Annotated in this window: 29 protein-coding genes; 13 read left to right on the forward strand and 16 right to left on the reverse strand. The window is 64.8% G+C overall.

Going from position 1 to position 25439, the window contains the following annotated elements:
* Window positions 1-142 precede the first annotated feature (142 nt).
* Window positions 143-877 (reverse strand): orotidine-5'-phosphate decarboxylase, encoded by a 735-nt coding sequence (gene pyrF, locus SynA15127_RS10340; RefSeq protein WP_186485696.1) that lies wholly within the window; start codon window positions 875-877, stop codon window positions 143-145.
* A 135-nt stretch (window positions 878-1012) separates the two neighbouring features.
* Between pyrF and SynA15127_RS10345 the strand changes: the two genes are divergently transcribed.
* Entirely contained in the window at window positions 1013-1951 is a 939-nt protein-coding gene (locus SynA15127_RS10345) for a helix-turn-helix domain-containing protein (protein ID WP_186484039.1), read from the forward strand.
* A gap of 3 nt (window positions 1952-1954) precedes the next feature.
* Here SynA15127_RS10345 and tyrS read toward each other — a convergent pair whose 3' ends face one another.
* Together tyrS and SynA15127_RS10355 are read right to left on the reverse strand one after the other, a co-directional pair.
* Window positions 1955-3202 carry a tyrosine--tRNA ligase gene (tyrS, locus tag SynA15127_RS10350; RefSeq protein WP_186484040.1) on the reverse strand — a complete coding sequence of 416 codons (1248 nt, stop codon included), beginning with the start codon at window positions 3200-3202 and terminating at the stop codon, window positions 1955-1957.
* A gap of 96 nt (window positions 3203-3298) precedes the next feature.
* Complete coding sequence (locus SynA15127_RS10355; protein ID WP_043692536.1) at window positions 3299-3628, reverse strand: DUF1825 family protein; 330 nt, start codon at window positions 3626-3628, stop codon at window positions 3299-3301.
* Between the two features lie 136 nt (window positions 3629-3764).
* On the opposite strand from SynA15127_RS10355, the gene SynA15127_RS10360 reads away from it, so the two are divergent.
* From SynA15127_RS10360 to SynA15127_RS10390, 7 genes are all read left to right on the forward strand, one after another.
* Window positions 3765-4466 carry a response regulator transcription factor gene (locus tag SynA15127_RS10360; RefSeq protein WP_186485697.1) on the forward strand — a complete coding sequence of 234 codons (702 nt, stop codon included), beginning with the start codon at window positions 3765-3767 and terminating at the stop codon, window positions 4464-4466.
* Complete coding sequence (locus SynA15127_RS10365) at window positions 4466-4813, forward strand: hypothetical protein (protein WP_186484041.1); 348 nt, start codon at window positions 4466-4468, stop codon at window positions 4811-4813. The genes SynA15127_RS10360 and SynA15127_RS10365 overlap by 1 nt, the downstream gene beginning before the upstream one ends.
* A 54-nt stretch (window positions 4814-4867) precedes the next feature.
* Window positions 4868-5428 (forward strand): hypothetical protein, encoded by a 561-nt coding sequence (locus tag SynA15127_RS10370; protein ID WP_186484042.1) that lies wholly within the window; start codon window positions 4868-4870, stop codon window positions 5426-5428.
* The gene (locus tag SynA15127_RS10375; protein ID WP_186484043.1) at window positions 5428-6003 is read left to right on the forward strand and encodes a GIY-YIG nuclease family protein; all 576 of its coding nucleotides are present in this window, start codon (window positions 5428-5430) and stop codon (window positions 6001-6003) included. The genes SynA15127_RS10370 and SynA15127_RS10375 overlap by 1 nt, the downstream gene beginning before the upstream one ends.
* Window positions 6004-6025: 22 nt before the next feature.
* Entirely contained in the window at window positions 6026-6490 is a 465-nt protein-coding gene (locus tag SynA15127_RS10380; protein ID WP_186484044.1) for a hypothetical protein, read from the forward strand.
* Window positions 6491-6637: 147 nt separating this feature from the next.
* The gene (locus tag SynA15127_RS10385; protein WP_186484045.1) at window positions 6638-8113 is read left to right on the forward strand and encodes a leucyl aminopeptidase; all 1476 of its coding nucleotides are present in this window, start codon (window positions 6638-6640) and stop codon (window positions 8111-8113) included.
* Window positions 8114-8116: 3 nt separating this feature from the next.
* Window positions 8117-8356 carry a hypothetical protein gene (locus SynA15127_RS10390; protein ID WP_043692549.1) on the forward strand — a complete coding sequence of 80 codons (240 nt, stop codon included), beginning with the start codon at window positions 8117-8119 and terminating at the stop codon, window positions 8354-8356.
* Between the two features lie 22 nt (window positions 8357-8378).
* Here SynA15127_RS10390 and SynA15127_RS10395 read toward each other — a convergent pair whose 3' ends face one another.
* From SynA15127_RS10395 to SynA15127_RS10435, 9 genes are all read right to left on the reverse strand, one after another.
* The gene (locus SynA15127_RS10395) at window positions 8379-8570 is read right to left on the reverse strand and encodes a hypothetical protein (RefSeq protein WP_186485698.1); all 192 of its coding nucleotides are present in this window, start codon (window positions 8568-8570) and stop codon (window positions 8379-8381) included.
* A 151-nt stretch (window positions 8571-8721) separates the two neighbouring features.
* On the reverse strand, window positions 8722-9360 hold the full coding sequence (gene msrA, locus SynA15127_RS10400) for a peptide-methionine (S)-S-oxide reductase MsrA (protein ID WP_186484046.1): 639 nt from the start codon (window positions 9358-9360) through the stop codon (window positions 8722-8724).
* Window positions 9357-10538 carry a lipid-A-disaccharide synthase gene (gene lpxB / locus SynA15127_RS10405; RefSeq protein WP_186484047.1) on the reverse strand — a complete coding sequence of 394 codons (1182 nt, stop codon included), beginning with the start codon at window positions 10536-10538 and terminating at the stop codon, window positions 9357-9359. Before lpxB ends, msrA begins: the two co-directional genes overlap by 4 nt.
* A complete protein-coding gene (gene lpxA, locus SynA15127_RS10410; RefSeq protein WP_186484048.1) occupies window positions 10538-11362 on the reverse strand; it encodes an acyl-ACP--UDP-N-acetylglucosamine O-acyltransferase in 825 nt (274 codons plus the stop codon). The genes lpxB and lpxA overlap by 1 nt, the downstream gene beginning before the upstream one ends.
* A 5-nt stretch (window positions 11363-11367) precedes the next feature.
* On the reverse strand, window positions 11368-11823 hold the full coding sequence (fabZ, locus tag SynA15127_RS10415; RefSeq protein WP_043692560.1) for a 3-hydroxyacyl-ACP dehydratase FabZ: 456 nt from the start codon (window positions 11821-11823) through the stop codon (window positions 11368-11370).
* Complete coding sequence (lpxC, locus tag SynA15127_RS10420; RefSeq protein ID WP_186484049.1) at window positions 11820-12644, reverse strand: UDP-3-O-acyl-N-acetylglucosamine deacetylase; 825 nt, start codon at window positions 12642-12644, stop codon at window positions 11820-11822. The genes fabZ and lpxC overlap by 4 nt, the downstream gene beginning before the upstream one ends.
* Window positions 12644-14833: a BamA/TamA family outer membrane protein gene (locus SynA15127_RS10425; protein WP_186484050.1), complete on the reverse strand. Its 2190-nt coding sequence runs from the start codon at window positions 14831-14833 to the stop codon at window positions 12644-12646. The genes lpxC and SynA15127_RS10425 overlap by 1 nt, the downstream gene beginning before the upstream one ends.
* Before the next feature lie 43 nt (window positions 14834-14876).
* Window positions 14877-15629 carry a phosphoribosylaminoimidazolesuccinocarboxamide synthase gene (gene purC / locus SynA15127_RS10430; protein ID WP_186484051.1) on the reverse strand — a complete coding sequence of 251 codons (753 nt, stop codon included), beginning with the start codon at window positions 15627-15629 and terminating at the stop codon, window positions 14877-14879.
* Window positions 15626-16495 (reverse strand): hypothetical protein, encoded by an 870-nt coding sequence (locus tag SynA15127_RS10435; protein WP_186484052.1) that lies wholly within the window; start codon window positions 16493-16495, stop codon window positions 15626-15628. The genes purC and SynA15127_RS10435 overlap by 4 nt, the downstream gene beginning before the upstream one ends.
* A gap of 56 nt (window positions 16496-16551) precedes the next feature.
* Between SynA15127_RS10435 and purD the strand changes: the two genes are divergently transcribed.
* Both purD and SynA15127_RS10445 read left to right on the forward strand, forming a co-directional pair.
* Entirely contained in the window at window positions 16552-17859 is a 1308-nt protein-coding gene (gene purD / locus SynA15127_RS10440; protein ID WP_186484053.1) for a phosphoribosylamine--glycine ligase, read from the forward strand.
* A complete protein-coding gene (locus SynA15127_RS10445; protein WP_186484054.1) occupies window positions 17856-19907 on the forward strand; it encodes an ATP-binding protein in 2052 nt (683 codons plus the stop codon). The genes purD and SynA15127_RS10445 overlap by 4 nt, the downstream gene beginning before the upstream one ends.
* On the opposite strand, the gene kaiC is transcribed toward SynA15127_RS10445, so the two are convergent.
* The 3 genes from kaiC to SynA15127_RS10460 all read right to left on the reverse strand — a co-directional run bounded on the left by kaiC (window position 19904) and on the right by SynA15127_RS10460 (window position 22745).
* Window positions 19904-21442, reverse strand: a complete 1539-nt coding sequence (gene kaiC, locus SynA15127_RS10450) for a circadian clock protein KaiC (protein ID WP_043692575.1) — start codon at window positions 21440-21442, stop codon at window positions 19904-19906. The genes SynA15127_RS10445 and kaiC overlap by 4 nt on opposite strands.
* 65 nt (window positions 21443-21507) lie before the next feature.
* Entirely contained in the window at window positions 21508-21870 is a 363-nt protein-coding gene (gene kaiB, locus SynA15127_RS10455; protein ID WP_043692576.1) for a circadian clock protein KaiB, read from the reverse strand.
* Complete coding sequence (locus SynA15127_RS10460; RefSeq protein WP_186484055.1) at window positions 21867-22745, reverse strand: circadian clock protein KaiA; 879 nt, start codon at window positions 22743-22745, stop codon at window positions 21867-21869. The genes kaiB and SynA15127_RS10460 overlap by 4 nt, the downstream gene beginning before the upstream one ends.
* 251 nt (window positions 22746-22996) lie before the next feature.
* Here SynA15127_RS10460 and rplU point away from each other — a divergent pair, with 251 nt between their 5' ends.
* Window positions 22997-23374 carry a 50S ribosomal protein L21 gene (rplU, locus tag SynA15127_RS10465; protein ID WP_255475662.1) on the forward strand — a complete coding sequence of 126 codons (378 nt, stop codon included), beginning with the start codon at window positions 22997-22999 and terminating at the stop codon, window positions 23372-23374.
* Between the two features lie 42 nt (window positions 23375-23416).
* Entirely contained in the window at window positions 23417-23683 is a 267-nt protein-coding gene (gene rpmA, locus SynA15127_RS10470) for a 50S ribosomal protein L27 (protein ID WP_043692578.1), read from the forward strand.
* Between the two features lie 56 nt (window positions 23684-23739).
* Here rpmA and SynA15127_RS10475 read toward each other — a convergent pair whose 3' ends face one another.
* Window positions 23740-24492, reverse strand: a complete 753-nt coding sequence (locus tag SynA15127_RS10475; RefSeq protein ID WP_186484057.1) for a bifunctional 2-polyprenyl-6-hydroxyphenol methylase/3-demethylubiquinol 3-O-methyltransferase UbiG — start codon at window positions 24490-24492, stop codon at window positions 23740-23742.
* A gap of 57 nt (window positions 24493-24549) precedes the next feature.
* Between SynA15127_RS10475 and truB the strand changes: the two genes are divergently transcribed.
* Window positions 24550-25434: a tRNA pseudouridine(55) synthase TruB gene (truB, locus tag SynA15127_RS10480; protein WP_186484058.1), complete on the forward strand. Its 885-nt coding sequence runs from the start codon at window positions 24550-24552 to the stop codon at window positions 25432-25434.
* Window positions 25435-25439: the final 5 nt, after the last annotated feature.

A 25439-nucleotide genomic window follows, 5' to 3' on the forward strand; every position in this document is an offset into this window, starting at 1 on the left:
ATCCGGCAGATCAGCGATGGGGCTCATGGTTCAAGCAGCTCAAATAAACCTGCCTTGCTGAACCTGATCCGCTGCTGTTGCAACGCAGCTCTGGCTTTCAAGCGGGCAAACAGCGGATCAGGCAACTCCAGCGTTATGCCCATCAAGGAAGCGAATCCATGGTCTGGTCGCAACAGGCCGCAAACGCAGCGCTGGGATCTTCAGCCCTGGTGATCGGCCGCCCGATCACCAGCTGGCTCGCCCCAGCAGCGATCGCCTCCGCCGGCCCCATCACCCGGGCCTGATCGCCCACCGCCGCTCCTTTGGGGCGGATCCCCGGCGTCACCAAGGCAAACGGCACGGGGTGCTGGGCACGCAATGCCGCGGCCTCCAGCGGTGAGCACACACAGCCACCGATGCCGGCGGCCGCCGACAGCTGTGCCAACACCGGCACCCGCTTGCCGATGCCCTGAGCAATGGCGAGTTCCCGTTGCAACCGTTGCTCCTGCCAGCTGGTGAGCACCGTCACCGCCAGCAGAGTTGGAGTGGCCAGCCCTGCACTCTGCGCCCCTTCCACCGCCGCAGCCTGGGCCGCCTTGAGTGCTTCGCTGCCGGCGCAGGCATGCACGGTGATCAGCTCCGCCCCCAGCGCCGCCGCCCGCCGGCAGGCCCCGGCCATCGTGGCTGGGATGTCGTGAAATTTGAGATCAAGGAACACCCGCAACCCCTGCTCGCGCAGCCGGGCCACCACCTCAGGCCCCGCCTGCACGAACAGTTCCAGGCCCACCTTCACCCAGCGCAGACCCTCCACCTGAGCCGTAAAGGCCAGGGCCTGCTCGGGCGCCATGCCATCAAGGGCCACGATGATCCGATCAGCGGGATCGCCCGAGCCACCCATCAGCGACAACGCAGGACCATCCACCGCACCTCAACACTTGCTTTGATCCTGGCAAAAGGCCGATGACGCATCTATGACGCGCATCAATCCATTCCTTAAGGAATGGATAAAGTATTGCCCTGAATCCGGGAGCAGGTGAGTCCACAACAACGGTTCAGCTTTCGCTCCGGAGGCGAACTGGTCGACATCGTCAAGCGATTCGGCATTCACTGGCAGGTGGCTCAGATCAGCAGGGGGCCTCTGCAGGGCAGCATTTCCCTGCAGCGCCGCAGCGACATCGCCGTGCTGCAGCTCAGCACCAACCAGATCATCACGGTGTTGGGGGCCAGACCCAGTTCCATCACCTGCATCGCCCTCGAACGCACCAACCATCTGAGCGATCACGCCATCCGCGGCGAATCCGTCACACCGTTCACCATTCACGGCTTCACGCCCTCGATCACCGAAAGCTTCTTCAAGATCTCGGCAGGGGCCGAGATGACCATCCTGATGATGGGGATGCATCGCTTTCTCAGACTGATCGAGATGGACCCCTCCAGCGGGCTGCTGGACACGATCAACAGCAACAACTCGCTCACCCTGGTGCCGGCTTTGTTCCAGCGGCTGATGAACCTGCTGGATCCCAACCAGGAGCTGCCGCCCGCTGATCTGCTGGATGCGCTGCTGGTGGAGTGCTTCAGCCGCGATGCCCGCTTTCAAAGCCAGGGCGTGACGCTGTCCACCCGTGCTGCACTGATGCGCGATCTGCTGGCGTGGGGCCTCGAGCATTCCGACACACCGATCAGCCTCGATCAGCTCACCAGCACCCTGTTCGCCTCACGTTCGTCGATCATTCAGGCCTGTCGTGAAACCTTCGGCGTCGGCCCGACGACCCTGCTCAAGCAGATCCGACTGCACGAGGTGCATCAGACCCTGAGCGATCCGAACCGCAGCACTCACCTCAATGGCCAGGCCTCCGTTGGCATCATCGCCGAACTGCATGGCTTCAAGAGCCCGAACCACTTCGCCCGCGATTACCGACTGATGTTCGGAGAGCTCCCCCGCAAGACCCTGCAGCGCGCACGCGCAGCCTGATCCTCAGCCCACCAGGCGACGGAACGTCTTCTTGCCCAGCTGCAGCACCTTGCCCTCCAGGTCTGCTGCGCCGGTGAACTCCTGGTTGGGATCGGTGATTTTCTCTCCCTCCAGCCGCACGGCACCACCCTTGATCTGACGCCGCGCGTCGCTGCTGCTGGCACAGATGCCAACAGCGCTGAGCAGATAGAAGGCCTTGGCCGGGAAATTCACCTCCGCCAGCGACGCCTCCGGCACCTCCGCCGCCGCGTCACCAGCTCCCCCCACCAGGGTGGCCGCATCGGTCTGGGCTTTCTCGGCCACGGCCAACCCATGGCGGCTGGCGGTGACCGCCAGGGCCATCGCCTTCTGCTTCTCGCGCGGATTCTCCGGCAACGTCGCCAGATCCAGATCCGTCAGCAACGTCAAGTAGTCGTTAATTGCCGCATCGCCGACTTTCTCGAGCTTGGAGTACATCGACAGGGGATCCTCCTCCAGACCCACCGTGTTGCCGAGGCTCTTGCTCATCTTCTGCACCCCGTCCAGACCCACCAGGATCGGTAGCAGCAGCCCGAACTGGGTTCCCTTGCCGAAATGGCGCTGCAGGTCGCGGCCCATGGCCACGTTGAACTTCTGATCGGTGCCCCCCAGCTCCACATCGGCATTCACCGCCACCGAGTCGTACCCCTGCAGCAGCGGATAGAGAAATTCATGCAGCGCGATTGGTGTGCCGCTGCCGTAGCGCTTGGAGAAGTCGTCCTTGGCCAGCATCTGCCCCACCGTTCCGGTGCCCAGCAGTCCGATCACCGCCGGCAGATCCATCCCCTCCAGCCATTCGCTGTTGTATCGCACCTCCAACCGGCCAGGGGTCTCGAAATCGAGCAGCGCCGTTTCCTTGGGCTGGTCCTGCCCCAGCTGGCGCAGGTAGGTGGAGGCATTGGCGGCCACATCTGCCTTGCTCAGCTGCACCCGGGTGCTGCTCTTACCGGTGGGATCGCCGATGCGGGCGGTGAAGTCCCCGATGATCAGCACCGCCGTATGGCCTGCGTCCTGAAACGCCCGCAGCTTGCGGAACAGGATGCTGTGCCCCAGGTGGATGTTGCTGCCGGTGGGATCGATGCCCAGCTTCACCCGCAGCGGCCGACCCTCGCGCTCGGCGGCTGCGAGCCTCGCCTCAAGGGCCTGGTCGGCATCCTTGGAATCCCCCGCCGGGAATAGATCGGCCATGCCGCGCGCCAGCCAGCTCGGCAGGGACGGGGTGGACTCCGGCATGGGGCGCTGAGGGCGTGCGCTGGCGATCGTACGGGTGCTGCGCCGCAGGCCCCAGCTGGGGCTGTTTCAGCTGGGGCTGTTTCAGCTGGGGCTGTTTCAGCTGGAGGGCGGCAATTCGATCTGAGCCTTCATCCGCTCCAGCGTGGTGTGCATCTGCTCGAACATCTGCTCGGGGGTGATGCCGAACTGGCTCAGCTGCGTGCGCAGCTGCTCCACGGTCAGCTTCGCCTGGAAATCCTCCGACAACTCAAACCGCTTCATGAACACCCGGTAGCGCTCCATCAACTCCTCCATGGTGTCGATGAACTTCTTCTTGCCCTCGCGATCGAACTTGCCGTAATCACTGCCCAGCTGCATCAGCTGCTGGTAATCGCCGAACAGCCGCTTGGCCTCGTCCTGGACGATGTCGGAATCGAAGAAAGCCATCCCCGCAGATTTCATTCTTTAGAGGAGAATTCTGCAGACTTCCGGCAGTCCGTGGCAGTTCGGTTTCACTCCATGGGCAGGTTGCAGAAAGTGCGGATCGCCCCACGTTGTGAATCTCACCGGCCAGCTGCCGCTCATGCGTGAGCACCTCCACCGCAGTCGCTCTGCCCTGCGCCGACGGCGCACCGTGATCGCCAGCGCTGATCGGGTGCTGATCGCCGGCCTGGTGCATCTGTTTGATGACATCGGCCCGCTGGTGGGGGCCACCACCAGCGAACAGGACGCCCTCGCCTGCCTCGAAAGCAACCAGGCCGATCTGCTGATCTGCAGCGATCTGCTCGAGAGCGGTAGCGGGCCATCGCTGGTCGCAGCCGCCAAGACCCTCCAGCCGGAGCTGCACTGCCTGATGCTGATTCAACGCCCGTTGCTCAGCACGATCGAGGCGGCGATCGCCGCAGGCTGCAACGGACTCTGCAGCCGCGAACTGGTGGGCAATGGCCATCTGCTGCGCAGTGTGCAGGCAATGGAAAGCGACGGCATGGTGATCGATCCCACCATCAGCGGCGTGCTGCGCCACAGCCGCCTCAGCCGCGGCACCCCCAGCCCAATCTCCGATCAGCTGAGTGTGCGCGAAGAGGATGTGCTGCGCGGTCTCTGTCGCGGCCTCACCAACCAGGAGATCGCCGAGCAGCTGCACCTGGCGATCGACACGGTGAAGCATGTGGTGAGTGCAGTGCTGCGCAAGCTCGACGCCCGCGATCGCACCCAGGCGGTGCTGATTGCCTTCCGAAATGATCTGGTGGACCTGCCCACCCCGATGCCCCGCTGGAGCTCCTGATGCGCTGCACAGCTCTTCCGTTCACAGCTGTTCGATTCACAGCCATCGGCCTGCTGACCGCCCTGGCCATCGCCGGGTTGACGGGCGGTTCCGTCAGGGCCCAGCAGCCGGATGCCACCACCATCGCCGTCGCCGTGGCCCAGGGCAATGCCCACTGCCTGATCAAGACCGGCACGATGAAACCGGAGAAAGCCCAGTCCATCGCCGATGGGTTCCTGGCTCAGCAACAGATCAGTCCTCAGGCCCGCGACGCGGTGAAGAACACCCCTGGCTTCCGCGATCTGATGAACGCCTACATCGCCGACCAGGGCGGATGCTCGGCGCTGGTGGAGGCTCTGCAGCGGTGACGACCGCATGGGCGCTGGTTAAGGTCGGCGCACGTTTCGAGTCCGAACGGCCCGATGCCCCGAAGCCATTGGTTGGATCCACTGGCGAGAAAGGTGCTGCAGGCCACCGGTCAGTTGCCCGCCAAGCCGACCTCGACACCGCCTGCGGCCCCGCCTCCTGCTCCGGCCTGGACCATGGATGTGAACCGGGCCAGCCGCGAGGAGTGGCGTCAGCTGCCTGGCTGTCCTGAGGACACCGCCGATCTGCTGGTGCGTCTGCAGCGGGGCGGCGTTCAGTTCAGCGCCGCGGCCGATCTGTTTCAGTTGCTCGAGCTTCCCGATGAGCTGCGCAGGCTCTGGGAGCCCCACCTCATCTTCCGCTGGCATGGCGACGCCCCGCCCCAGCCCGCAGCCACCCCACTGGATCTGAACAACGCATCAACCGAGGAACTCCACAGCCTCCACTGGCCCGAGCAACGTCTGCAGGGCCTGCTGCGGGAGCGCCGCCGCGCCGGATTCCGCGATCTGGCCGATCTGCAGGAGCGCCTCTGCCTTCCCGCCAGCGCTGTGGAAGCCCTGATCGGACGGGTTTCCTTCACGGCGCGCCGGTCCGGCCCCTCCCTGCCCCTCAACTGATGCAGGGGGATCTGTTTACCACCACAGCCCTCGGCGGTACTGGCCCCGATCCGGATCTGCCTCTTCAGCAGGATCAACTGCTGCGCTGGCAGCAGCAGTTGCACGCCCATCAGGCCCCCCTGTTCCGTGGGGAGCCGGCAGCGGCAGGGCAGGTGAGCCTGTTCCCGGACGCCCTCGCAGACAACGCCGCCGCCTTCGATCCGCTGGCCCTCACCCCGCTGCCGCTGAGTTTCTGGCGCTGGCCGAGCAGCCCCCATCAGGGGGCTGCGATCTATCTGGTGCTCGACCGCCCCGCCAACCTTGAGCAGCCGCTTTTGCTTTACGTGGGCGAAACGATGGTCGCCGATCGACGCTGGAAGGGGGAGCACGACTGCAAGGCCTACCTGGCCGCCTACGGCGAAGCTCTCCAGCGCTGTTCGCTCACACCCTGCCTCAGCATTCGATTCAGCAGTGATGTGCCCCGCAGCACCCGAGCCCGTCGCGCCCTCGAGCAGCAACTGATCCAGCGCTGGCTTCCCCCGTTCAACAAGGAGACCCGCCAGCGCTGGAGCACCCCCTTCACCGCTGAGGTCTGATCGGATGCGCCCGAGTGATCCCATGACGCGCTGGCTGATCCCGCTCACGGGCCTGCTGCTGCTGCCGTTCCACGCGATCGCCCATGCCGCGACGATCGACGCACTGCTGCAGACCCTGCAACGGCATGGCTTCCGCATCGAACAGCGCCATCCCCCGAACCGGACGGCCTACGGGCAGTTCATCGCCTCACGCAAACTGCTGCTGATCTCACCGCTGGCGACAGAGCTCGGCGTCGCCAGGGCGGTGCTGCTTCATGAAGCTGTTCATGCCGCCCAGAGCTGTCCCAGCGGCCAGCTGCGACCCCTCGGGCTCACCCTCTCGGCAGCACCGGCCGTGGAAAGCAGGATTCGCTACCTGCTGACGCATCACTACGCCCAGAATCAGGTGGTGCTCGAGGAAGAGGCCTTTCAGGTGCAGGCCCAGCCGAATGCCGTGGCGCTGATCATCGACGCTCTCAATCGCCGCTGTCAGGGTCCCGGGGGATAGAGGATCACCCACACCAAAGGCGTCACCCCGATCAGCGCCGCAAGGGCGAGCAAGGCCACATTGGCGATCACATCAGCAGCCCACCTGTTGAAACGCTACCGGCACAGAGGGCATCGCTACGATTAATCCTTGTGCAGCGGGCGATTGATGCGGCTCTCCCTCTCTTCCTCCGGTCTGAAGAACTGGGACGGAGATGTGCTTGTGGTGGGTCTGCTGAAGGAGGAGTCGGAACCGCATCGCGCCGAACTGAATGAACGCTTTCCAGGGCTGGAAGCGGTGCTTGAACACCAGGCGTTCAAGGCCAAGCCCTCCGATCAGGTGGTGCTGCATCCCCTGCAGGAGGGCGGCCCGAGCCGACTGATCGTGCTCGGACTGGGAGAAGCCGACGCCCTCAGCCTCGATCGTCTGCGAGCAGCGGCAGCCCGGGCAGCCAAGGCCTCCATCGGCTGCAGCGGCAGCCTGGGCCTGCTGCTGCCCTGGGGGGATCTGGAGGCGGAAGCGGTCGCGCAGGCCACCGCCGAGGCTGTGCTGCTCGCCAGCTACAAGGATCAGCGCTTCCGCAAGGACCCGGAACCACGCCGTGTGCCGGAAGTCCTCGAGTTGCTCGGTCTGCCGGAGCAAGCCGCCTCGGGGCTGACACCGGTGGCGGCCAACTGCGCCGGGGTGGATCTGGCCCGTCAGCTGGTGGCAGCCCCCCCGAATGTGGTCACCCCGGCCGCCCTGGCGGACACCGCAGCGGAACTGGCCCGTGACTACGGTCTTGAACTCACCGTGCTCGAGCGGGCCGACTGCGAAGCCCGCGGCATGGGTGCCTTCCTAGCGGTGAGTCAGGGCTCCGATCTGCCCCCCAAATTCCTGCATCTGATCTACCGGCCCGCCGGTGAGGTGAAACGCCGGCTGGCCCTGGTGGGCAAGGGGCTCACCTTCGATTCCGGTGGATACAACCTCAAGGTGGGGGCGGCCCAGATCGACATGATGAAGTTCGACATGGGTGGCAGCGCCGCCGTGCTGGGCGCGATGCGCAGCATCGGCGAACGCAAGCCCGAGGGCGTGGAGGTGCACATGATCGTGGCCTCCTGCGAAAACATGGTGAACGGCTCAGCCGTGCATCCCGGTGACATCGTCACCGCGGCTGATGGCACCACGATCGAGATCAACAACACCGATGCCGAGGGGCGCCTCACCCTGGCCGATGCCCTGCTGTACGCCAGTGAGCAGAAGCCCGACGCCGTTGTCGACCTGGCCACCCTCACCGGCGCCTGCGTTGTCGCCCTCGGCGATGAGGTGGCGGGCCTGTGGAGCAACAACGATGGGCTCGCCACAGCGCTCCGACAATCCGCTGATGCCGGCGGAGAAGGACTTTGGCGCATGCCACTGCACTCCTCCTACAAGGAAGGCCTGAAATCCAAGCTGGCTGACTTCAAGAACACCGGGCCGAGGCCCGGGGGATCGATCACGGCAGCCCTGTTCCTCGAACATTTCGTCGGCAACGGCATCGCCTGGGCCCACATCGACATCGCCGGCACCGTCTGGAGTGACAAGGGCCGTGGCCTCGACCCCGCCGGTGCCACCGGCTACGGGGTGCGCACCTTGGTCAACTGGGTCTGTCAGCAAGCCGCCTGATCAATGAGCAGCTCCCCCACCCGCTGGTACCTCAAAGCCCAGATCGGCGTGCTGCTGCTCCCTGTCGGCCTCTGTCTGTTCGGGGAGGCGGTCAGCCGGCGGGTCGTTCAGCTGCTGGGGCAGGACGGTGGCCCCTGGTTCTGGACGGGCACCCTCAGCCTGATCTGCATCAACGCCGGCATCGGCCTGATGATCGACAGCGGCATGAGTCGGGGTTTTCCTGGCCGGCAGCGCTCCTCCTGATCGGACGTCAGCGCCTTACCGCTCAGGATGCGATGGCATGAAAGCGGGAGGCATTACCGGCCCGCTCGGGGGTCTCCAGCGCGTGAATCTGCCAACGGGCACGCTCGGAGCATGTCTGGAGCACACGCTCGAGATCGTCGGACGCGTGCTTCGGTGACGGGTAGGGACCGATATGGCGAGTCCCCAAACCATCCTTAATGGTCAGCAGATACATACATCTTCCCCCCATCTCGATACAGATGGTACGCATGCCGGATAGTGCCACACCCCCCCCAGAACCCTTCTGTTCACTGAGAACTTCCTGAAACGACAGCCGCCAGGCTCTTAATCTTTTTCTCAGGTTGATGATCGACTTCTTAAGGATTTCATTCGGAGTTCCGTTGCGATCGCCACGGAACTCCGCTGCGGGCCGCGCTGTTCCACACGGCATCTAGGCGACGGTCCCGGCCGCAGCTGAGGCGATAGAAGTTGTACTTCAACGCATTGTTTTCGGCGTAGTTCTGGTGGTAGCCCTCCCCAGGCCAGAAGCGGGCAGCGTCACGCAGCTCCACCTTCAGGGCCGATCGGGGCTGCCCCAGTTCCCGCGCTGCGGCCTGGGCACTGGCTTCGGCCTCCTGAGCCTGTGCCGCATCGGCGGTGAAGATCACCGGCCGGTAGGAATCGCCGCGATCGCAGAACTGACCGCCCCCGTCCAGCGGATCCACGTTGCGCCAGTAACTGCGCAGCAAGGTGCTGTAGCTGATCCTGGCCGGATCAAAGCGCACCTCCACCACCTCCTGATGGCCTGTGGTTTCGCTGCTCACCTGGCGGTAGGTCGGTTGGTCCACGTGGCCACCGCTGTAACCGCTGGTGGCCTCCACCACCCCCGGCAGATGCTCAAGATCGTGCTCCAGGCACCAGAAGCAGCCACCGGCCAGCACAGCGGTCTCGATCTCCGCCGCCAAAGCTGCCGACGGCGCGATTGCCAGCAGCAGCACAAGAACCAACGCCAGCATCCGTTTCATTCGCTCAACTGATCCAGGATCGCCCGCGCCGCCCGGTCCGTGACGCCCGGCTGGCCCAGCGTGGTGCGCAATCGTTGATAGCCATCCAGCATCCGCTGGCGCTCAGCCCCGCCCTCCAGCAGGGGCAGCGCCTGGGCCACCAGGGCTTCGGCACTGAGTTCGTCCTGAAGCAGCTCCGGCACCAGCCGCTCCTTCAGCAGCAGATTCACCGGCGAGATGTGGTCCACCTGGAAGCGCAGCAGGTGCCGGGCCACGAACGCCGTCATGCGGCTGACGCGGTAACCCACCACCTGAGGAACCCCCATCAGGGCCAGTTCCAGATTCACCGTTCCGGATTTGCCCAGAGCCAGATCCGCTGCCGCTCCGAGGGTCGTCTTCAGAGCGTCCGCCTCCTCTGCCGCGATCACCCGACCGCGGCGCACTCCCGCCTGCTCCAGGGCCTCGGCCAGGGGCTGCTCGAAGCGGTCCAGTCCCGCCGGCACCAACACTTGAAGCGAAGGATCACGCTGTTGCAGCAGCGCCGCCGCCCGGGCCAGATGCGGCATCAGATAGCGCAGTTCCTGGGGCCGGGAGGCGGGCAGCAGCAGCAGAACCGCCCCCTGCGGATCCAGCCCGAGCCGCTGGCGGGCCTCGAAGCGACTGGGCAGGTTCGTGACACTGTCCAGCAGCGGATGGCCCACCCAGGTGACCTCGGCGCCGCGGGCCGCATAGAACTCCGCCTCCGCCGGAAAGATCGAGAGGATGCGATCGGTGAAACCCAGCAGCTCGGTGGTGCTGCCGTCACCGAAGCGCCAGGCCCACTCCTGCGGGGCGATGTAATAGATGATGGGCAGACCTGGATGCTGATGCCGCAGCTTGCGACCCAGGCGCACGTTGGCGCCCACGTAATCGATCAGCACCACAGCATCGAGCGGGCGATCCTGCAGCAACCGGTCCACCCGGGCCTGCAGCTGCAGGGTGGGCAGGATCAGGGGCACGGCCTCCCACAGTCCGATCGCACCCATCGGCGCCGTGTCCGCCAGCAGCTCCGCACCGGCGGCCTGCATCCGCGATCCCCCCAGGGCCAGCAGCTCAAGGGGCAGGCCCCGCCGCTCGGCCTCCCGCTTCAGCGCAGCGATCAGCAGGCTGCCCTGCAGATCACCGGAAACCTCTCCGGTGCTGATCAGCAGTCGCACCATCAGCGCGTTGTCAGGGCGGGCATCGGTCCCCGGCGACCTCGACCGATCGACGCTTCCAGGAAGCTGCAGAGATGCTCCGCGGCAGGCAACAGGGTGTGGGTCCGGGCCTGCTTCAGCCCCTCGGCGATCACCAGGTCCGATCGGTAGATCAGGGTCCAGATCTCCTGCAGCTGCCGGAATTCCTGACCGTCGTGAAGATCAGCCAGTCCTCTGCGGCGCAGACCCACCTTGTTGAGCCCCCGCACCCGGCCGGGGTGCCCCTCCACCAGGCAGTACGGCGGCACATCGCGATCAACCCGGGTCATGCCACCCACCATCGCCATCCCGCCGATGTGCACGAACTGATGGATACCGAGGCAGCCGCCGATCACCGCCCGGTCTTCGATGATCACGTGCCCGGCCACCTGGATGGCATTCGACATCACGATGCTGTTGCCCAGCTCGCAGTTGTGTCCGAGATGGCAATAGGCCATCAGCAGGTTGCGATCACCGATGCGGGTGCATTCCCCTTCATCGGTGGCGCGGTTGATCGTGACGCACTCGCGGATCGTGTTGCCGTCTCCGATCACCACCTCGGTGGGGGCACCGCGGTACTTGAGATCCTGTGGCTCCTGTCCGAGGCAGGCACCGGGGAAGATGCGGTTGTCGCGGCCAAGGGTCAGCCGACCCTCCAGCACCACATTCGGACCGATCCAGCAGTTCTCGCCGATCTGCACGTCCGGTCCCACCACGACACCGGGTCCGATCACCACGCCGCTGGCCAGCTCCGCCTTGGGATCGACCACTGCCTGGGGATGAATCTGCACCGACCGGGTTTCGTTCATCTCTCTCAGTCCACCAGGGAGAACATCAGCTCACCGGCGCAGACCCGTTCACCCTCCACCGTCGCCTCGGCCTTCACCTTGCCGAAGCGCTTGCGTTTGAGGCTGAGCAGTTCGCAGTGAATCAACAGCTGATCGCCAGGCACCACAGGGCGGCGGAAGCGTACCCCGTCAATGCCGGCGAATACGAACAGGCCCTTGGGCAGATCTGGCATCTGGGTGACGATCAAGCCGCCCACCTGAGCCATCGCCTCAACGATCAGCACCCCCGGCATCAGGGGCCGCTCTGGGAAATGTCCCTGGAACTGCGGCTCATTGAGTGTCACGTTCTTGATCGCCGTCGCTGAAACACCCGGTTCATGGGCGATCACCCGATCCACCAGCGCAAAGGGATAACGGTGCGGCAACAGCCCGGCGATCTGCTCACTGCTGAGCACGACGGCGGAGGTGGGGGAATCAGTCACAGGGCAGCAGCGAGCTCGGTATGGAGCCCGTGAGAGCCCCGGTAGACCAGCACCTGTGCCTGTGGGAAGCCCACCAGGGCCAGATCGCCGATCAGGTCCAAGAGCTTATGGCGCACCGGTTCATCCTCGAACCGCAGCGGTGGATTCAGCCAGTGATCGCCATCGCAGACGAGGGCATTGTCGAGGGCCCCACCCTGAATCAGGCCAGCAGCCCGCAGCTGCTCCACCTGTTCTCGGAAGCCGAAGGTGCGGGCCGGGGCGATCTCCTCCACGAAGCGTTGCGGCGTCAGCTCGATCGCCAGTTGCTGCCGGCCGATGGCGGGTTGAGGGAAGTCGATCATGCCGACGAGGCTGAACCGCTCCGCCGGCGTGGCCGTGATCACGCTGCTGCCGCGATGGCGCACCAGAGGGGCGTCCAGGGTCGGGGCAGCCGGGCGTGGGGTGGCCGCGGGCTGCAGGCCGGCTTCGGCGATCGCCTCCACCCAGTTCAGAGCTGAACCATCCAGCAGCGGCACCTCCTCGCCATTCACCCGGATCTCCACATGGCTGAGGCCGCAGCCGGCCAAGGCCGCCAGCAGGTGCTCAACCGTGGCCACCCGCCGCTCGCCGAGCACCAGGGTGGTGCAGAGCGGACTGTCGAGCACCTGATCCGGACGCAGACGGATCGGCTCATCGCCGTCCACACTCAGATGAAATCCAGGCCGTTCACTGGGACGCAGCTCCACGACGCTGTCTCCGCCGCTGTGCAGACCGATACCTGAACAACCGGTCTCAGCAGCGAGGGTCCAGGCTCCCGTGTAGTCCTGCGGCCAGTTGGTCACTAGAACTTCCAGCCGACTCCGAGATTGAAACGCCAGTCGCCGGTGAAGTCCTTGCTGGCCACCTCCATCCGCAGGGGGCCCACCGGTGTCTTGACGATCACGCCCGTGCCCACCGAAACACCCGAACCGTCCTTGCCCAGCAGCAGTCCGGGCTTGCCGGGAACGCTGCTCTGGGTGTCGAAGTCGGTGCCGGCATCCACGAACACCTCACCCTGGAAGATGCTGATGATCGGGAAGCGGTACTCGAGGGTGACTTCCCCGAAGGCTTTGGAGACGGCCAGATCACAGTCGTACCAACCGCGGATCGAGTTCGATCCGCCCATGCAGAAGGCTTCGTAGGCGGGCGCTTCACCGAGGATCTTGCCCCCCTTCACCTGGAAACCGATCGCCTGCGGGCAGTCAGCCTGCTCACCGGGATTGGGACGGCAACCCTTGTGCAGCTTCAGCCAGTTCACCGGGAAGAAGCGGGTGTAGCTGCCCCGAAGCCGGTTGAAGGTGGGGGAGTTTTCATTGACACCGATGAACTGTTCGGTGCTGAGGGTGAAGAAGCTGCCCTCGGTTGGATTGCGGGCGTCGTTGAGGTTGTTGTAGGTGGTGGCTAGGCGCAGGCCCACCAGATCATTGGAATCAGCGCAGTTGAAACCAACGCAGATGACGTCCTTGTTCTTGACCTTTCCGTTCTTGAAGTTGCTGGTCGAGACGCCGTAAGGGCGGGAATCTCCGGCGAAATTGATCGGCCGCACATTGGCGATGGACAGTCCGGCCAGGGCACGCCATGGGGTCGACTTGAAGGGATCTCCGCCGTTCAGCGGACGGCTGAAGGAGAAGCTGCCACCGATCTTGCGCAGTGCAACGGCATCACCTTCGTAATCCAACCAGCTGCGGTTGGGGAACTCTTTCTCAGCCTTGTTGACCGAGTTGAACGTGTCATCCGCCGGATTCTTGTCCTGGTTGATGTTGTACGCGTACTTGTTTCCGTTGTCGGCATAACCGTCAACGGTGCGGATATTGCCGCTGTCCTCGCTCTGGAACACCTGGGGCACCTGCTGGCTGATGAACAGTGAGCCGCGGAAGGAGGTGCGGTGGCTGTCGCCGTGGATCCAGGGGTCGGTGAAGTTGAGGTTGGCCAGTGCCCCGTACTGGCCGTAGGTGACATTCAGGCCCAGATTCCAGGCTCGGCCCAGCAGGTTGGTGTCCTGCAACTGCACCTGACCGAACACACCCTGGCTCTGGCTGTAGCCGAGACCGCCGGAGACCTGGCCGGTGGACTGCTCGACAATGCCAAGCACGATGACGACGTCGCCGGGCTGCTCCGGCACAGGACGCAGAGACACCTTGATGTCACTGAACAGCTGGGTGCCGTAGAGGCGTTTGATGTCCTTCTCCAGCAGGTTGCGGTTGAAGGGGTCTCCCGGCTTGATCGAGATCTCCCGCGTGACCACCCAGTCCTTGGTCTTGCCGCCGATCGGATTGCCGTTCTCATCGCTGGTTTCGCCTTCCTTGTTGACGAACTCCACCTCGATGCCGGCCACCTCGCCCTGGGTGAGCTTCAGCGTCACCTCGCCTTCAGGACTCACCCGCTCCGGACCGGAGATACGGGCCAAGGAGTAGCCCTGATCGGAGAACCATTTCTGGAGCTCCTTCATCCGCTTCTGCAGATCGTTGAGGTTCAGCGTGCGGCCGTAATCGGCACCGAAGGTGTCCTCGATCTGCGACTCCGGCAGGTCCTCGAAGTCCGGCGACAGCACCACGCTGCTGAGGGTGGGGAAGGGCTCCACCTGCACGATCACCCGCACACCCAGAGGGCTGTCTTCCGGAGTGATTCGAACATCGGAGAACCAGCCCGTCGCCTGCACCGCATTCAGGTCGCGTTGCAGTTCAGCGCGAGTGACGCGACGGCCGGGACGCACCTGCATCGCCTCGTAGGCCTCCAGCTGCAGGCGTTCTTCCTCCGGATGCTCACTGAGGCCGACGATCAGCACCTCGGAGATCAGCACCCGTGGCTCCTCGATCACCGTCGTCTCTTCAACCTCCACGGAGGTGACGGGATCCTCGGCGACAGGCACGGACTCCTCAACCGGAGTCTCCTGGGCCTGCAGAGGGGGCGACAGCAGCGGCAGCAACAGGGCCAATCCCACCACTCCCTTCCGGACGGAAACCGAGGAGTGGCGGGGGAGGCGTCGGATCATCGAGGCGGGTTCCGGGCTGGAGCCACAAAAACGTCCGCCGAACTTACATGCAGTTGCGGGGGTCGGCGCAGGAGGCTTGGACCCGTTTGAGGACCTCCCCGTAGGCCTCCATCACACCGCCGAGGTCCTGTCGGAATCGATCCTTGTCGAGGATGCGGTCCTGGGCATCGCTGCTGCGTCGGTCCCAGAGCCGGCAGGTGTCAGGGCTGATCTCATCCGCCAGCAGCAACTGACCCGCAGCGTTGAAGCCCAGTTCCAGCTTGAAGTCCACCAGCTGCAGCTCCAAATCGGCGAAAAACGGCCGGAGCACATCGTTCACACGGCGCGCGAGTTGTTCGATCGCTGACAGTTGCTCGGGTTCCACCACCCCCAGCAGTCGCACCCGGGCTTCGCTGAGCAACGGATCCCCGAGGCCGTCGTCCTTGTAGTAGAGGTCGAGCAGGGCTGGCTCGATCACCGTGCCCTCGGCGATCGGGGTCTCACGGCACAGGGAGCCGGTGGCGATGTTGCGCAGCACCACCTCCAGCGGAATGATCGCGACCCGCTGCACCACCATCCAGGTGTCTGAGGCCAGACCCAGGTAATGGGTGGGGATGCCTTCGGCCTCCAGTCGCTCGAACAGCCGGGCTGAAATCTGGCAGTTCAGTCGACCCTTGTCCGCAAGCTGGGCACGCTTCTGAGCATTGAAGGCGGTGGCATCGTTCTTGAACTCCACCAGCACCCGGTCCGGCTGGGAGGCCTCATACACCCGCTTCGCCTTGCCCTCATAGAGCAGATCTCCGTGATCAGGGGTCATGGCGCGGGGGCATCGCTGGTGTCTCCTACCGCAGCATGACCAACGCTCCGGCGGCGCCAATAGCCGTAGTGGTCATCCAACCGTGCCGTCAGCTGTTCCAGCCGTTGACGGGGACGGGCTCCATCCCCACCACCCGCCAGCTGCAGCCTCAGTTGCAACTGCAGCAGCTCCACCGCCAGGCTCCAGGCCTCCTCCGTAGCGGCCAGTTCAATCGCCTGCTCCAGCAGCTGGTCGGCCTGGCTGGCCTCCTCCTCCAGCGACTCCGTTTCCGCCAGCAACTCCGCTGCGCGGGCCAGCCGCCGTGCTCCGGCCACACCTGTGCTGCTGCCGTTGAGCAGCACATCCACCGCCGCCTGCGGACGTCCGGACGCCGCTTCATGCTCAGCCAGTTGCACCAGGCCATTGCCGCCAGGAAGCGTCTCGCGTTCCAGAGCCGCCAGGTCTCCCTTCACCAGCCGCCGCAGTGCCAGCGCCGCCTGGCGGTGATCCAGCGCTGCCGAAGCCGCCTGCCAGCGCAGCAGCAACCAGGGTCGCCATTCGTCTCCCTGGCCAGGGCTGTAGCGGTTGAGCACCACCCCGGCGCTCTCCGGCGAATGGCAGGTCATCAGGGCCCCGGCATTGGCCAGCACCAGCTCCAGCGACTCGGGCGAGGGATGCAGCCCGAGCAGTCGGTCGCGCAGCTGCTGCAGCCGTTGGTCGAGGCCGAAATCCAGGGCATCACGACAGGCCTGCTCCAGAGCGATCAGATCCCCCTCCAGCAGCAGCTGTTGAAACTCCGGCTCCACCATCGGAGCGGCAGGCGCCGCCTGGACAGCAGGCACGGCCGCCATCAGCGTCAGAACCAGCGGCAGAGCGGGCATCCCCATGGCGGGCTGCGGTTTACAAAGGAAACCTACGAGGCCCTTCTCGTCCCCCAGCGCCCATGGCCATGTCGACAGCCCGTCCCAGCACACTCCCCGAGCTGCAGCGCCTGCTCGTTGTCGGTGGAGGCGGTCGGGAACACGCGCTCGCCTGGGCACTGGGACGTTGCCCGGGCATCGAGACGGTCTGGGTCAGCCCCGGCAACGGCGGCAGCGGCCCCCATCAAGCGGCAGTGGCCGAAGACGACGCGGAGGGGTTGATCCACCACTGCCGGGAGCAGGCGATCGATCTGGTGGTGGTGGGGCCGGAGGCACCGCTGGCGGCCGGTGTCGCCGATGCCCTGCGGGCAGCCGGTCTGGCGGTGTTCGGTCCCGGGGCCGACGGCGCCCTGCTGGAGGCGAGCAAGGCGTGGGCCAAAGAGCTGATGCAGGACGCGGGCGTCCCCACCGCCGGCCACTGGGCGGTGGACAGCGAAGCGCAGGCCCTCGCGGTGCTGGCACAGGTGAATCGTCCGCTGGTGGTGAAGGCCGATGGACTCGCCGCCGGCAAGGGCGTGACCGTGGCGGACACGGTGGCGGAGGCGGAGGCGGCGATCCGTGCGGCCTGCGCCGGCCGCTTCGGCAACGCCGGCTCCCATCTGGTGCTGGAAGAGCGGCTCAGCGGCCCGGAGGTGTCGGTGTTCGCCCTCAGCGATGGCGAGCGTCTGGTGCTGCTGCCGACGGCACAGGACCACAAACGGCTCGAGGAGGGAGACAAGGGGCCCAACACAGGCGGCATGGGGGCCTATGCACCGGCGCCGCTGCTGGATGCAACCGGCCTGGAGCAGGTGCGCCGCAGCGTGCTCGAGCCCACCCTGGCAGCCCTACGTGCGCGCGGCATCGACTACCGCGGCGTCATCTACGCCGGCCTGATGCTTACCGACGACGGACCGCAGGTGATCGAATTCAACTGCCGCTTCGGCGACCCCGAATGCCAGACGCTGATGCCGCTGCTGGGACCGGAGCTGGCTCGGGTGCTGCAGGCCTGCGCCCTCGGTCGTCTCGACCTGGCCCCCGAACTGAGCATCTCCGCCGCCTGCAGCGCCTGCGTGGTGGCTGCCGCTGCTGGTTATCCGGAGTCTCCACGCAAAGGCGACCCGATCCGGCTAGATCTGATCACCGATGAGCAGCGCCAGCTGTTTCATGCCGGCACCAGCCGCGACGCCGCCGGTGCCCTGCACAGCTCCGGCGGCAGAGTGCTGGCGGTAGTGGCCCAGGGCGACAGCTTCGATGCGGCCTTCGCGAAGGCCTACAGCGGGTTGGAGCACGTGGACTTCGAGGGAATCACCTACCGTCGGGACATCGGTCATCAGGTGCGAACGGACGCATGAGCGACGGCAACGCAGCCATCGCAGACTGGGCCCTTCCCCCGTCAGGTGGGCCTCCCAAGGGTCCTGACACCTTCTGGCGGCGCATGTCCGACTGGTGGGATGAATTCAGCCTGCAGACCAAGCTGCTGGCGATCGCCACCCTGGTGGTGAGCCTGGTGATGACCGGCATCACCTTTCTGGCCCTCAACGGCATCCAGAGGGACGCCGTGATGAACGACACCCGCTACGCCCGCGATCTTGGCCTGCTGCTTGCCGGCAATGTCACCGAACTGGTGGCGCAGGAGCAGGACCGGGAACTCGCGAATGTCGCCGAGAAGTTCTGGCGGTCCAGCCGCAGCGTCCGCTACATCTTTTTCGCCGACCCTGATGGGGTTATCTACCTCGGCATTCCGATCAGTGCCACGCCCACCAGCGGGGAGGGGGAGCTGAGGCTGAGCCGTCGACTGGAGTTGCCGGAGGAATTGCGCCGTCGCCCTCAAAACCCGCTGGTCAGGCAGCACCTCACCCCCCAGGGACGGGTGACCGATGTGTTCGTTCCGCTGATCCGCGACAACCACTATTACGGCGTGCTGGGGCTGGGCGTGAACCCCAACGAGACGGCCCTCGCCAGCGCGGCCCTCACCCGCGAAGTGACCGTGGCGGTGTTCATCTCCATCTGGGTGCTGGTGATCCTCGGGGCGGTGTTCAACGCTCTCACCATCACCCGCCCGGTGAAGGAGCTGCTGCGCGGCGTGCGCTCGGTGGCCGCCGGCAACTTCCAGGCCCGCATCGATCTGCCGGTGGCAGGCGAACTGGGGGAACTGCTCACCGGATTCAATGCCATGGCCTCCCAGCTGGAGGCCTATGACGAAGCCAACATCGAAGAGCTCACAGCCGCTCAGGTGAAACAGCAATCCCTGATCGCCACCATGGCGGATGGGGCCGTGCTGCTGGATGCCGCCGGCTGCATCGTGCTCGCCAATCCCACCGCCCGCCGCCTGTTCCGCTGGGAGGGCCGCAACCTGGAGAACCGGGAGCTGGTGGCGGAGCTTCCGGATCTTCTGGCGATCGAGCTGCATTCACCCCTCGATGCACTGCTCGCCGGCAATGTCGACAGCGAAGATCTGCGCTGCAGCGTCGGGGAGCCGGCCCGCACCCTGCGCATCGTGATGCAGGCCGTGCGCGATGCCAGCGGTGAAAGCCTCAAGGGCATCGCCGTCACCGTTCAGGATCTGACCCGCGAAGTGGAGCTGAACGCTGCTCAGAGTCGTTTCATCAGCAACGTCTCCCACGAACTGCGGACACCGCTGTTCAACATCAAGAGCTATGTGGAGACCCTGCATGACCTCGGCGATCAGCTGACTGAGGAGGAGAAAAAGGAATTCCTCGGTGTTGCCAATGCCGAGACCGATCGCCTCACCCGCCTCGTCAATGATGTGCTCGACCTCTCCCGTCTGGAATCGGGCCGGGCCATCCAACTCGAACCGGTGAACATCCGTCCGGCGATGGAGCAGACCCTGCGCACCTACCGGCTCAATGCCGACGACAAAGGCGTCAAGCTGGAGCTCGACGCCCGAGCCGACCTGCCGGAGGTGGTTGGGAACTGGGATCTGCTGCTGCAGGTGCTCGACAACCTTGTCGGCAACGCCCTGAAATTCAGCCGCAGCGGTGGTGTGCTGGCGATACGCGCCTACCTATGGCCCGACACCTGTCAGGTGCGAGCGCTGAACGGCGTCACCGATGACGGGCCAACCTGCCAGCTCAGTTCTCCACTGCCACGGCTGCGGGTAGAAGTGGCCGACACAGGCTGCGGCATCAACGATGCCGACCAGGTGCGGATCTTCGATCGCTTCTTCCGGGTGGAGAACGCCGTTCACACAGAGGTGGGCACAGGGCTGGGGCTCTCGATCGTGCGCGGCATTCTCGAAAAGCACAGCGCCCGCGTGTTCATGGCCAGCGAGCTTGAGGTGGGCACCACCTTCTGGTTCGACCTGCCCCTGCAGCAGTCGGATCTCGACGAGCTCCAGCTGCAGGCCGATCGGCGCAGCAGCATGGAGCAGCTGGTCTAGTCCTCGCTGGAGACGCCACGGGCGATGCGGGAGAGCTCACTGCGCTCATCGGTGCTCACCCGATGGGGGACACCCGAGATGATCCGCTCGAAGTTGGAGAAGGAATCCTTGATCTGCGGGCCGTTGCCTGTGATCACGAACTCGCGGATGCCCTTGTCGTGCCAAGACCCGCGCATCTTGAACACGTTGAGGGCCCGGGCCATCTCACCGCGAATCTCCACGTACTGCAGCAGCAGGATCGTGTCGGTGATCGTGGAGATGTGGGAGTCGGTGATCGAATGACTTCCCATGAACTCCTCGGAGGTGTTCGTGAAGAAGCCGGCGATCTCCTCCTGCTTGGCGTAACCGGTCACGCCGATCACGAACTGGCGGAAGGCGTTGTGGCTGACACCGCGAGCCAGAGCTGAGAGCGAATCGATTGCCATCCGCGAAGGCTTGAACTGGCTGATCTCGGTCTTGATGATCTGGAGGTGATCCTCCAGGCCCGTGGATTCGGGATAGGCGCAGATGATCTTGAGCAGACCGTCCTGCTCCATCTGCTCGAAGTCGATGCCCCAGCTGGTGCCGTTACGCAGCAGCTGAGCCCGGGATTCCTCGTAGGCGAACAGGATCGCCCGCTCCTTGTTCCGGCAGGCATCCTCGATGAATTTCGAGACCAGCAGCGTCTTGCCGGTCCCTGTGGCACCGGTGGCGAGGATGATCGAATCCTTGAAGAAGCCGCCGCCGCACATGTCGTCGAGCCGCGGCACCCCGGAACTGACCCGCACGTTCGAGGAGCGCTGGGTGAGCCGCATCGCCCCGAGCGGGAAGACGCTGATGCCATGGGTCCCCATCGTGAAGGGGAATTCACCCTTCATATGGGTGGTACCGCGCAGCTTGAGGATCTCCACCGTGCGTCGCCGGCGCTCACCCTCCAGCACGTTGCGCAGGATCACCACATTGTCGGAGACGAATTCCTCAACCCCGTAGCGGGCGATCGGGCCGTATTCATCTATCCGTTCGGTGGTCATCACCGTGGTGACGCCGATCTCCTTGAGTCGTGCGATCAGCCGAAAGATCTCACGACGCACGACGAACACAGCGTCGTACTGCTGGAACACAGCCGTGATCGAATCGATCGCCACCCGCTTCGCCTTGTACTTGCGGATGGCGTAGTTGATCCGTTCGATCAGACCGGAGAGGTCAAAGCTGCCCGCCACATCCTGACCATCGGGGTCGGGGGAGGCATCGAGGATGAACAGCTTGTCCTGCTCCACCATCTCCTGCAGGTTCCAGCCGAAGCTGGCCGCGTTGCGCAGGATGTCGAGGGGCGACTCCTCGAAGGTGACGAAAATGCCGGGCTCGTCGAAGTGCTTGACGCCGTTATGCAGGAAATGGAGCGAGAAAACGGTCTTGCCGGTACCGGAGGTGCCGCTGATCAGCGTGCTGCGTCCGATGGGAAGACCGCCCTGGCAGACATCATCGAAGCCCTCGATCCCTGTCGGGAGCTTCTGAACCTGCATCTGAGTCGAGCCGCTGGCTGGAGGGAACTGCATGGCTAGGACTTATGAACAGAACGTAGTGAGATCCAACCGGCGAAGGCGAGTGATCACCATCTCGCTTAAGAATCCACGCCGGATGTGACGTCGTTCTCATCGACGGTATCGATCAATCCGGACCCAAGCGCGTTGTCGGTGAGCTCGTCATACAGAAGATCGAGTCCGATCAGAACCCGCTCCCGGTCGGAGAGGTCCCCGATGATGCGACGCACCGGTGGCGGCAGGATCTTCGACAGCGTTGGTGTGGCGAGGATCTTGTCCTCCTCCGCCAGCTGCGGATTCTTCAGCACATCAATCACCTTCAGGGCATAGACACCGCGGAATTCCGTTTCGAGGATGTTGCGCAGCGTCTTGAGAGCCCGCATCGAATTGGGCGTGTTGCCGGCGACATAGAGCTTGAGGATGTAGGTCTTGCGGGGACTCATGTCGACACCTCCGGCGCCTCTGGGAGATCAGGCTCCCGACGGAAGCGGGAGGATCCCGTACCGCTGAGAGGGATGTCCGGCGGGATGGAGCGCCGATACATCTCACAGAGATGGGCCATCACATCCAGAAGCGCAAGGCGGTAATCCTGAAGAAAGTCGTTCTTGTGGCCTTCCAGACGCAGCTGTTTCCAGAACTCATCAATCAGATCCACGTGGATCTCCACCGTGCGGGTGATCGGCAGATCAATGAAGAACGCGGTATTCACAAAGCTTTCCAAGGCCTGGTTAGCGGCCGCCGGATCGCTGAAGTAACTGATCAGCAGATCCCGGTAGGTGCGTTGCAGCGACTCCAGCAGCTCATGCCGTTCGTCCGGCGGCAGGCTGCCGAGGAAGCGGGCAGGATCCCGCTTGTAGAAGACCCCCAGATAGCCGAGCCGCTCCTGCAGGCGACGGGACAGCGTTCCCACCGCCCGTGAAGCCGCCTCATCGGGCCGGCCATCCACCCGCCCTTGGCGCAGATAGCGGGAGATGGCGGCATCGATGTTGTAACCGAGCTGCGCCAGCTGATCACTGGCCAGATGCAGCTCCTCGGAGTGGTAATCCACATGCCCCTTCAACTCACCCACCACCACGGCGGGGAACAGCAGCCCCGTGCTCATCAGCTGGTCCCGGGTGTCGGGATCGAGCAGCTGCTGCTCCACCACCACGGCATCAATGGCTTCCCGTTGCTGCTCGAGTCGGGAGACCAGATCGGCCTCGCCGTCCATCGGCAGCACCATCAACTCGTAACGGTTGCTGGGAAGCCACTGCCGACAGATATCGACCAGTTCCGAGGTCTTCAGAAGCAGTGCGATGGTGAGGGCCGGCCCGGCCATTCGTCGTCAGGATCATTTCATCATCGGAATCTTGACGTAGGGGACCTCCAAGCACGAGGATCTTTGTTTGTCTTTCGATTGCGGCTCAGGCCGAATCGGCTTCGGCCGAGCCTGACCGCGTCCTGCAATCCATGGCCGAGACCAAACCTGCTGCCGACGCAGCTGCGACGACCACCTCTGAAGAAGCACCGGTTTCTGCAGAGCGTCCTGAGATCCAGACGGAACCCACCTCCAAGAAGGCTGCTTCCAAGGTGAAGGCGGAATCCGCCCATGCCGAGGTCGCTCCCTCCTCATCCGATGCCTACGCGATCGTCGAGGCGTCGGGCACTCAGGTGTGGCTGCAGGCCAACCGTTATTACGACCTCGACCGCATCCATGCCGATGTGGACGCGACCATCACCCTGGACAACGTCCTGCTGGTGAAGAACGCCAAGGGCACCACCCTCGGGCAGCCCTACGTGAAGGACGCCAGTGTCTCCCTGAAGGTCATGGCCCACCGCCGCGGCCCCAAGGTGATCGTCTACAAAATGCGCCCGAAGAAGAAAACCCGTAGCAAGAATGGTCACAGACAGGAGCTCACCCGGGTGATGGTTGAATCCATCTCCGTGGGCGGCAAGTCCATCAGCTGACGCTCCAACGACACCCCCCGCCCAACACCGCTTCCTCACCCCATGGCACATAAGAAAGGCACAGGTTCAACCCGCAACGGTCGCGATTCGAACTCCAAACGCCTCGGCGTCAAGGCCTACGGCGGCGAGACCGTCACGGCCGGTTCGATCCTGATCCGTCAGCGCGGCAGCTCTGTTCTGGCCGGCGTGAATGTCGGCACCGGCAAGGACGACACCCTGTATGCACTGACCGACGGTGTTGTGAAGTTCGAAAGCATCCGCCGCGGACTGCGCAACCGCAAGCGCATCAACATCACCGCGGCTGTCTGAGCGGATATTCGGATCAAAGAGCCCCAGCACCACCCAGTGACTGGGGCTTCGTCATGTCAAGCCGGTCTGTACAGACGGGCGGTGATCAACAGCGGATGGAACACCTCGAGGAACTGAGCCTGCAGGGTGCGGAAGAAGCGATCCACCAGCTCCGGATCATCGAAGTGGAAGGGGTATTCGCCATTGTTCCCCTTGAAGAAATACCAGTTCAGCAAGGCGATCGCATCGGATGCCATACGCCCGTGAAACTCCAGCAGCTGCGCTGAGGGATCCGGCAGATGTTCCAGCACGTCCAGGCAGACCACCGTGTCGAACGCCACGTCACCGGTGCCGCTGAGGTCCCGGTGCACCGAGAGCTTGTGCGCCAGCCCCAGCGCTTCGGCCCGCTGCTGCACAAAGGCCTGGTTGTGGGGGTTGAGATCCACGAACCACACATGCTCCACCTGGGGCAATGCAGCCGCTGAGAGCGCATGGGTACCGATGCCGCCTCCGAAATCCAGCACCTGCCCCCTGGCCGCCATCCCCTGGAGCCGCAGGGTGTCGGCGATGTAGTCCGCACTGGAAAGATGCCAGGCCGCCAGTTCCAGCAGATGACCGGTGCCGACCGTGTCCTCGTAGAACGTCGTCGCATCCTCGGCTCGAAACGCCCCGGGATGCAGATCAGCCAGGTCATCCGTGCTGCGCGGCAGGCGCTGCTCCACGACCTCCAGCGACAGATCCAGGTAGCGGCTCAGATGCTCCTTCACGGCCAGGGCGTCCTGGAGAAAGGAGCTGACATCCACATCGCGGCTGCGACGAAGCTGAGGCATGGGGGCGGCGCACCGGCTGGATGCAACAGTCTGGAGTCACGCTGACCTGCAGCTCGGATGGCCCCTGTGGATGGTCCCTTCGGCTTCGTGGTGATCGACAAGCCGGCCGGTCTCACCTCCCATGCCTGTGTCGGTCGCCTGCGCCGCTGCTACGGCCTCCGACGCATTGGCCACGGCGGCACCCTGGATCCGGCTGTCACCGGCGTGCTGCCGATCGCCCTCGGACCCGCCACCCGCCTGTTGCCGTATCTGCCCGGTGACAAGACCTACCGCGGACAGATCCAGCTGGGGACCACCACCAACACCGATGACCTGCAGGGCGAGCCGCTGCATCAGACGGCCTGGCCGCCGCTGCCGATCGCGGCCCTTGATGCGGCCCTGACGCCCTTCCGCGGAGCGATCCGACAACGCCCCCCGCAGGTCTCGGCGGTGCACGTCGACGGGGAACGGGCCCACAACCGGGCCCGGCGAGGGGAGGTGATGGACCTGCCGGCACGCCCGGTGACGATCCATCGCCTGACGCTGCTGGCCTGGGATCCGGCGAACGGCCGACTCGAGCTGGAGGTGCACTGTTCCGCCGGCACCTACATCCGTTCGCTGGCTCGTGATCTGGGAGAGGCCCTGGGCTGCGGCGGCTGCCTGGCCCAGCTGCGCCGCACCCAGGCGCTCGGTTTCCATGATCGGCAGGCCGTGGCGCTGCCTGAGCCGGACGACGCCCCCCCTGCGCCTCTCTCACCGCTGCAGGCGCTTGCCCATCTGCCCCGACGCGATTTGACCGACGCGGAATTGACCGACTGGCGCTGCGGCCGGCGTCTGAGCATGCCGGACGGCCCGGAGGAGTCCATCGTGGTCTGCGACGCCGACGGGGAGATCGTCGGCATCGGCCTGCGGGAGCAGGGGGAGCAGCTGCGTCCGAAGGTGGTCTTCGGCGCTGCCGGCTGAAACAT

It is taken from the genome of Synechococcus sp. A15-127 (assembly GCF_014280215.1).
Classification (GTDB): Bacteria; Cyanobacteriota; Cyanobacteriia; order PCC-6307; family Cyanobiaceae; genus Parasynechococcus.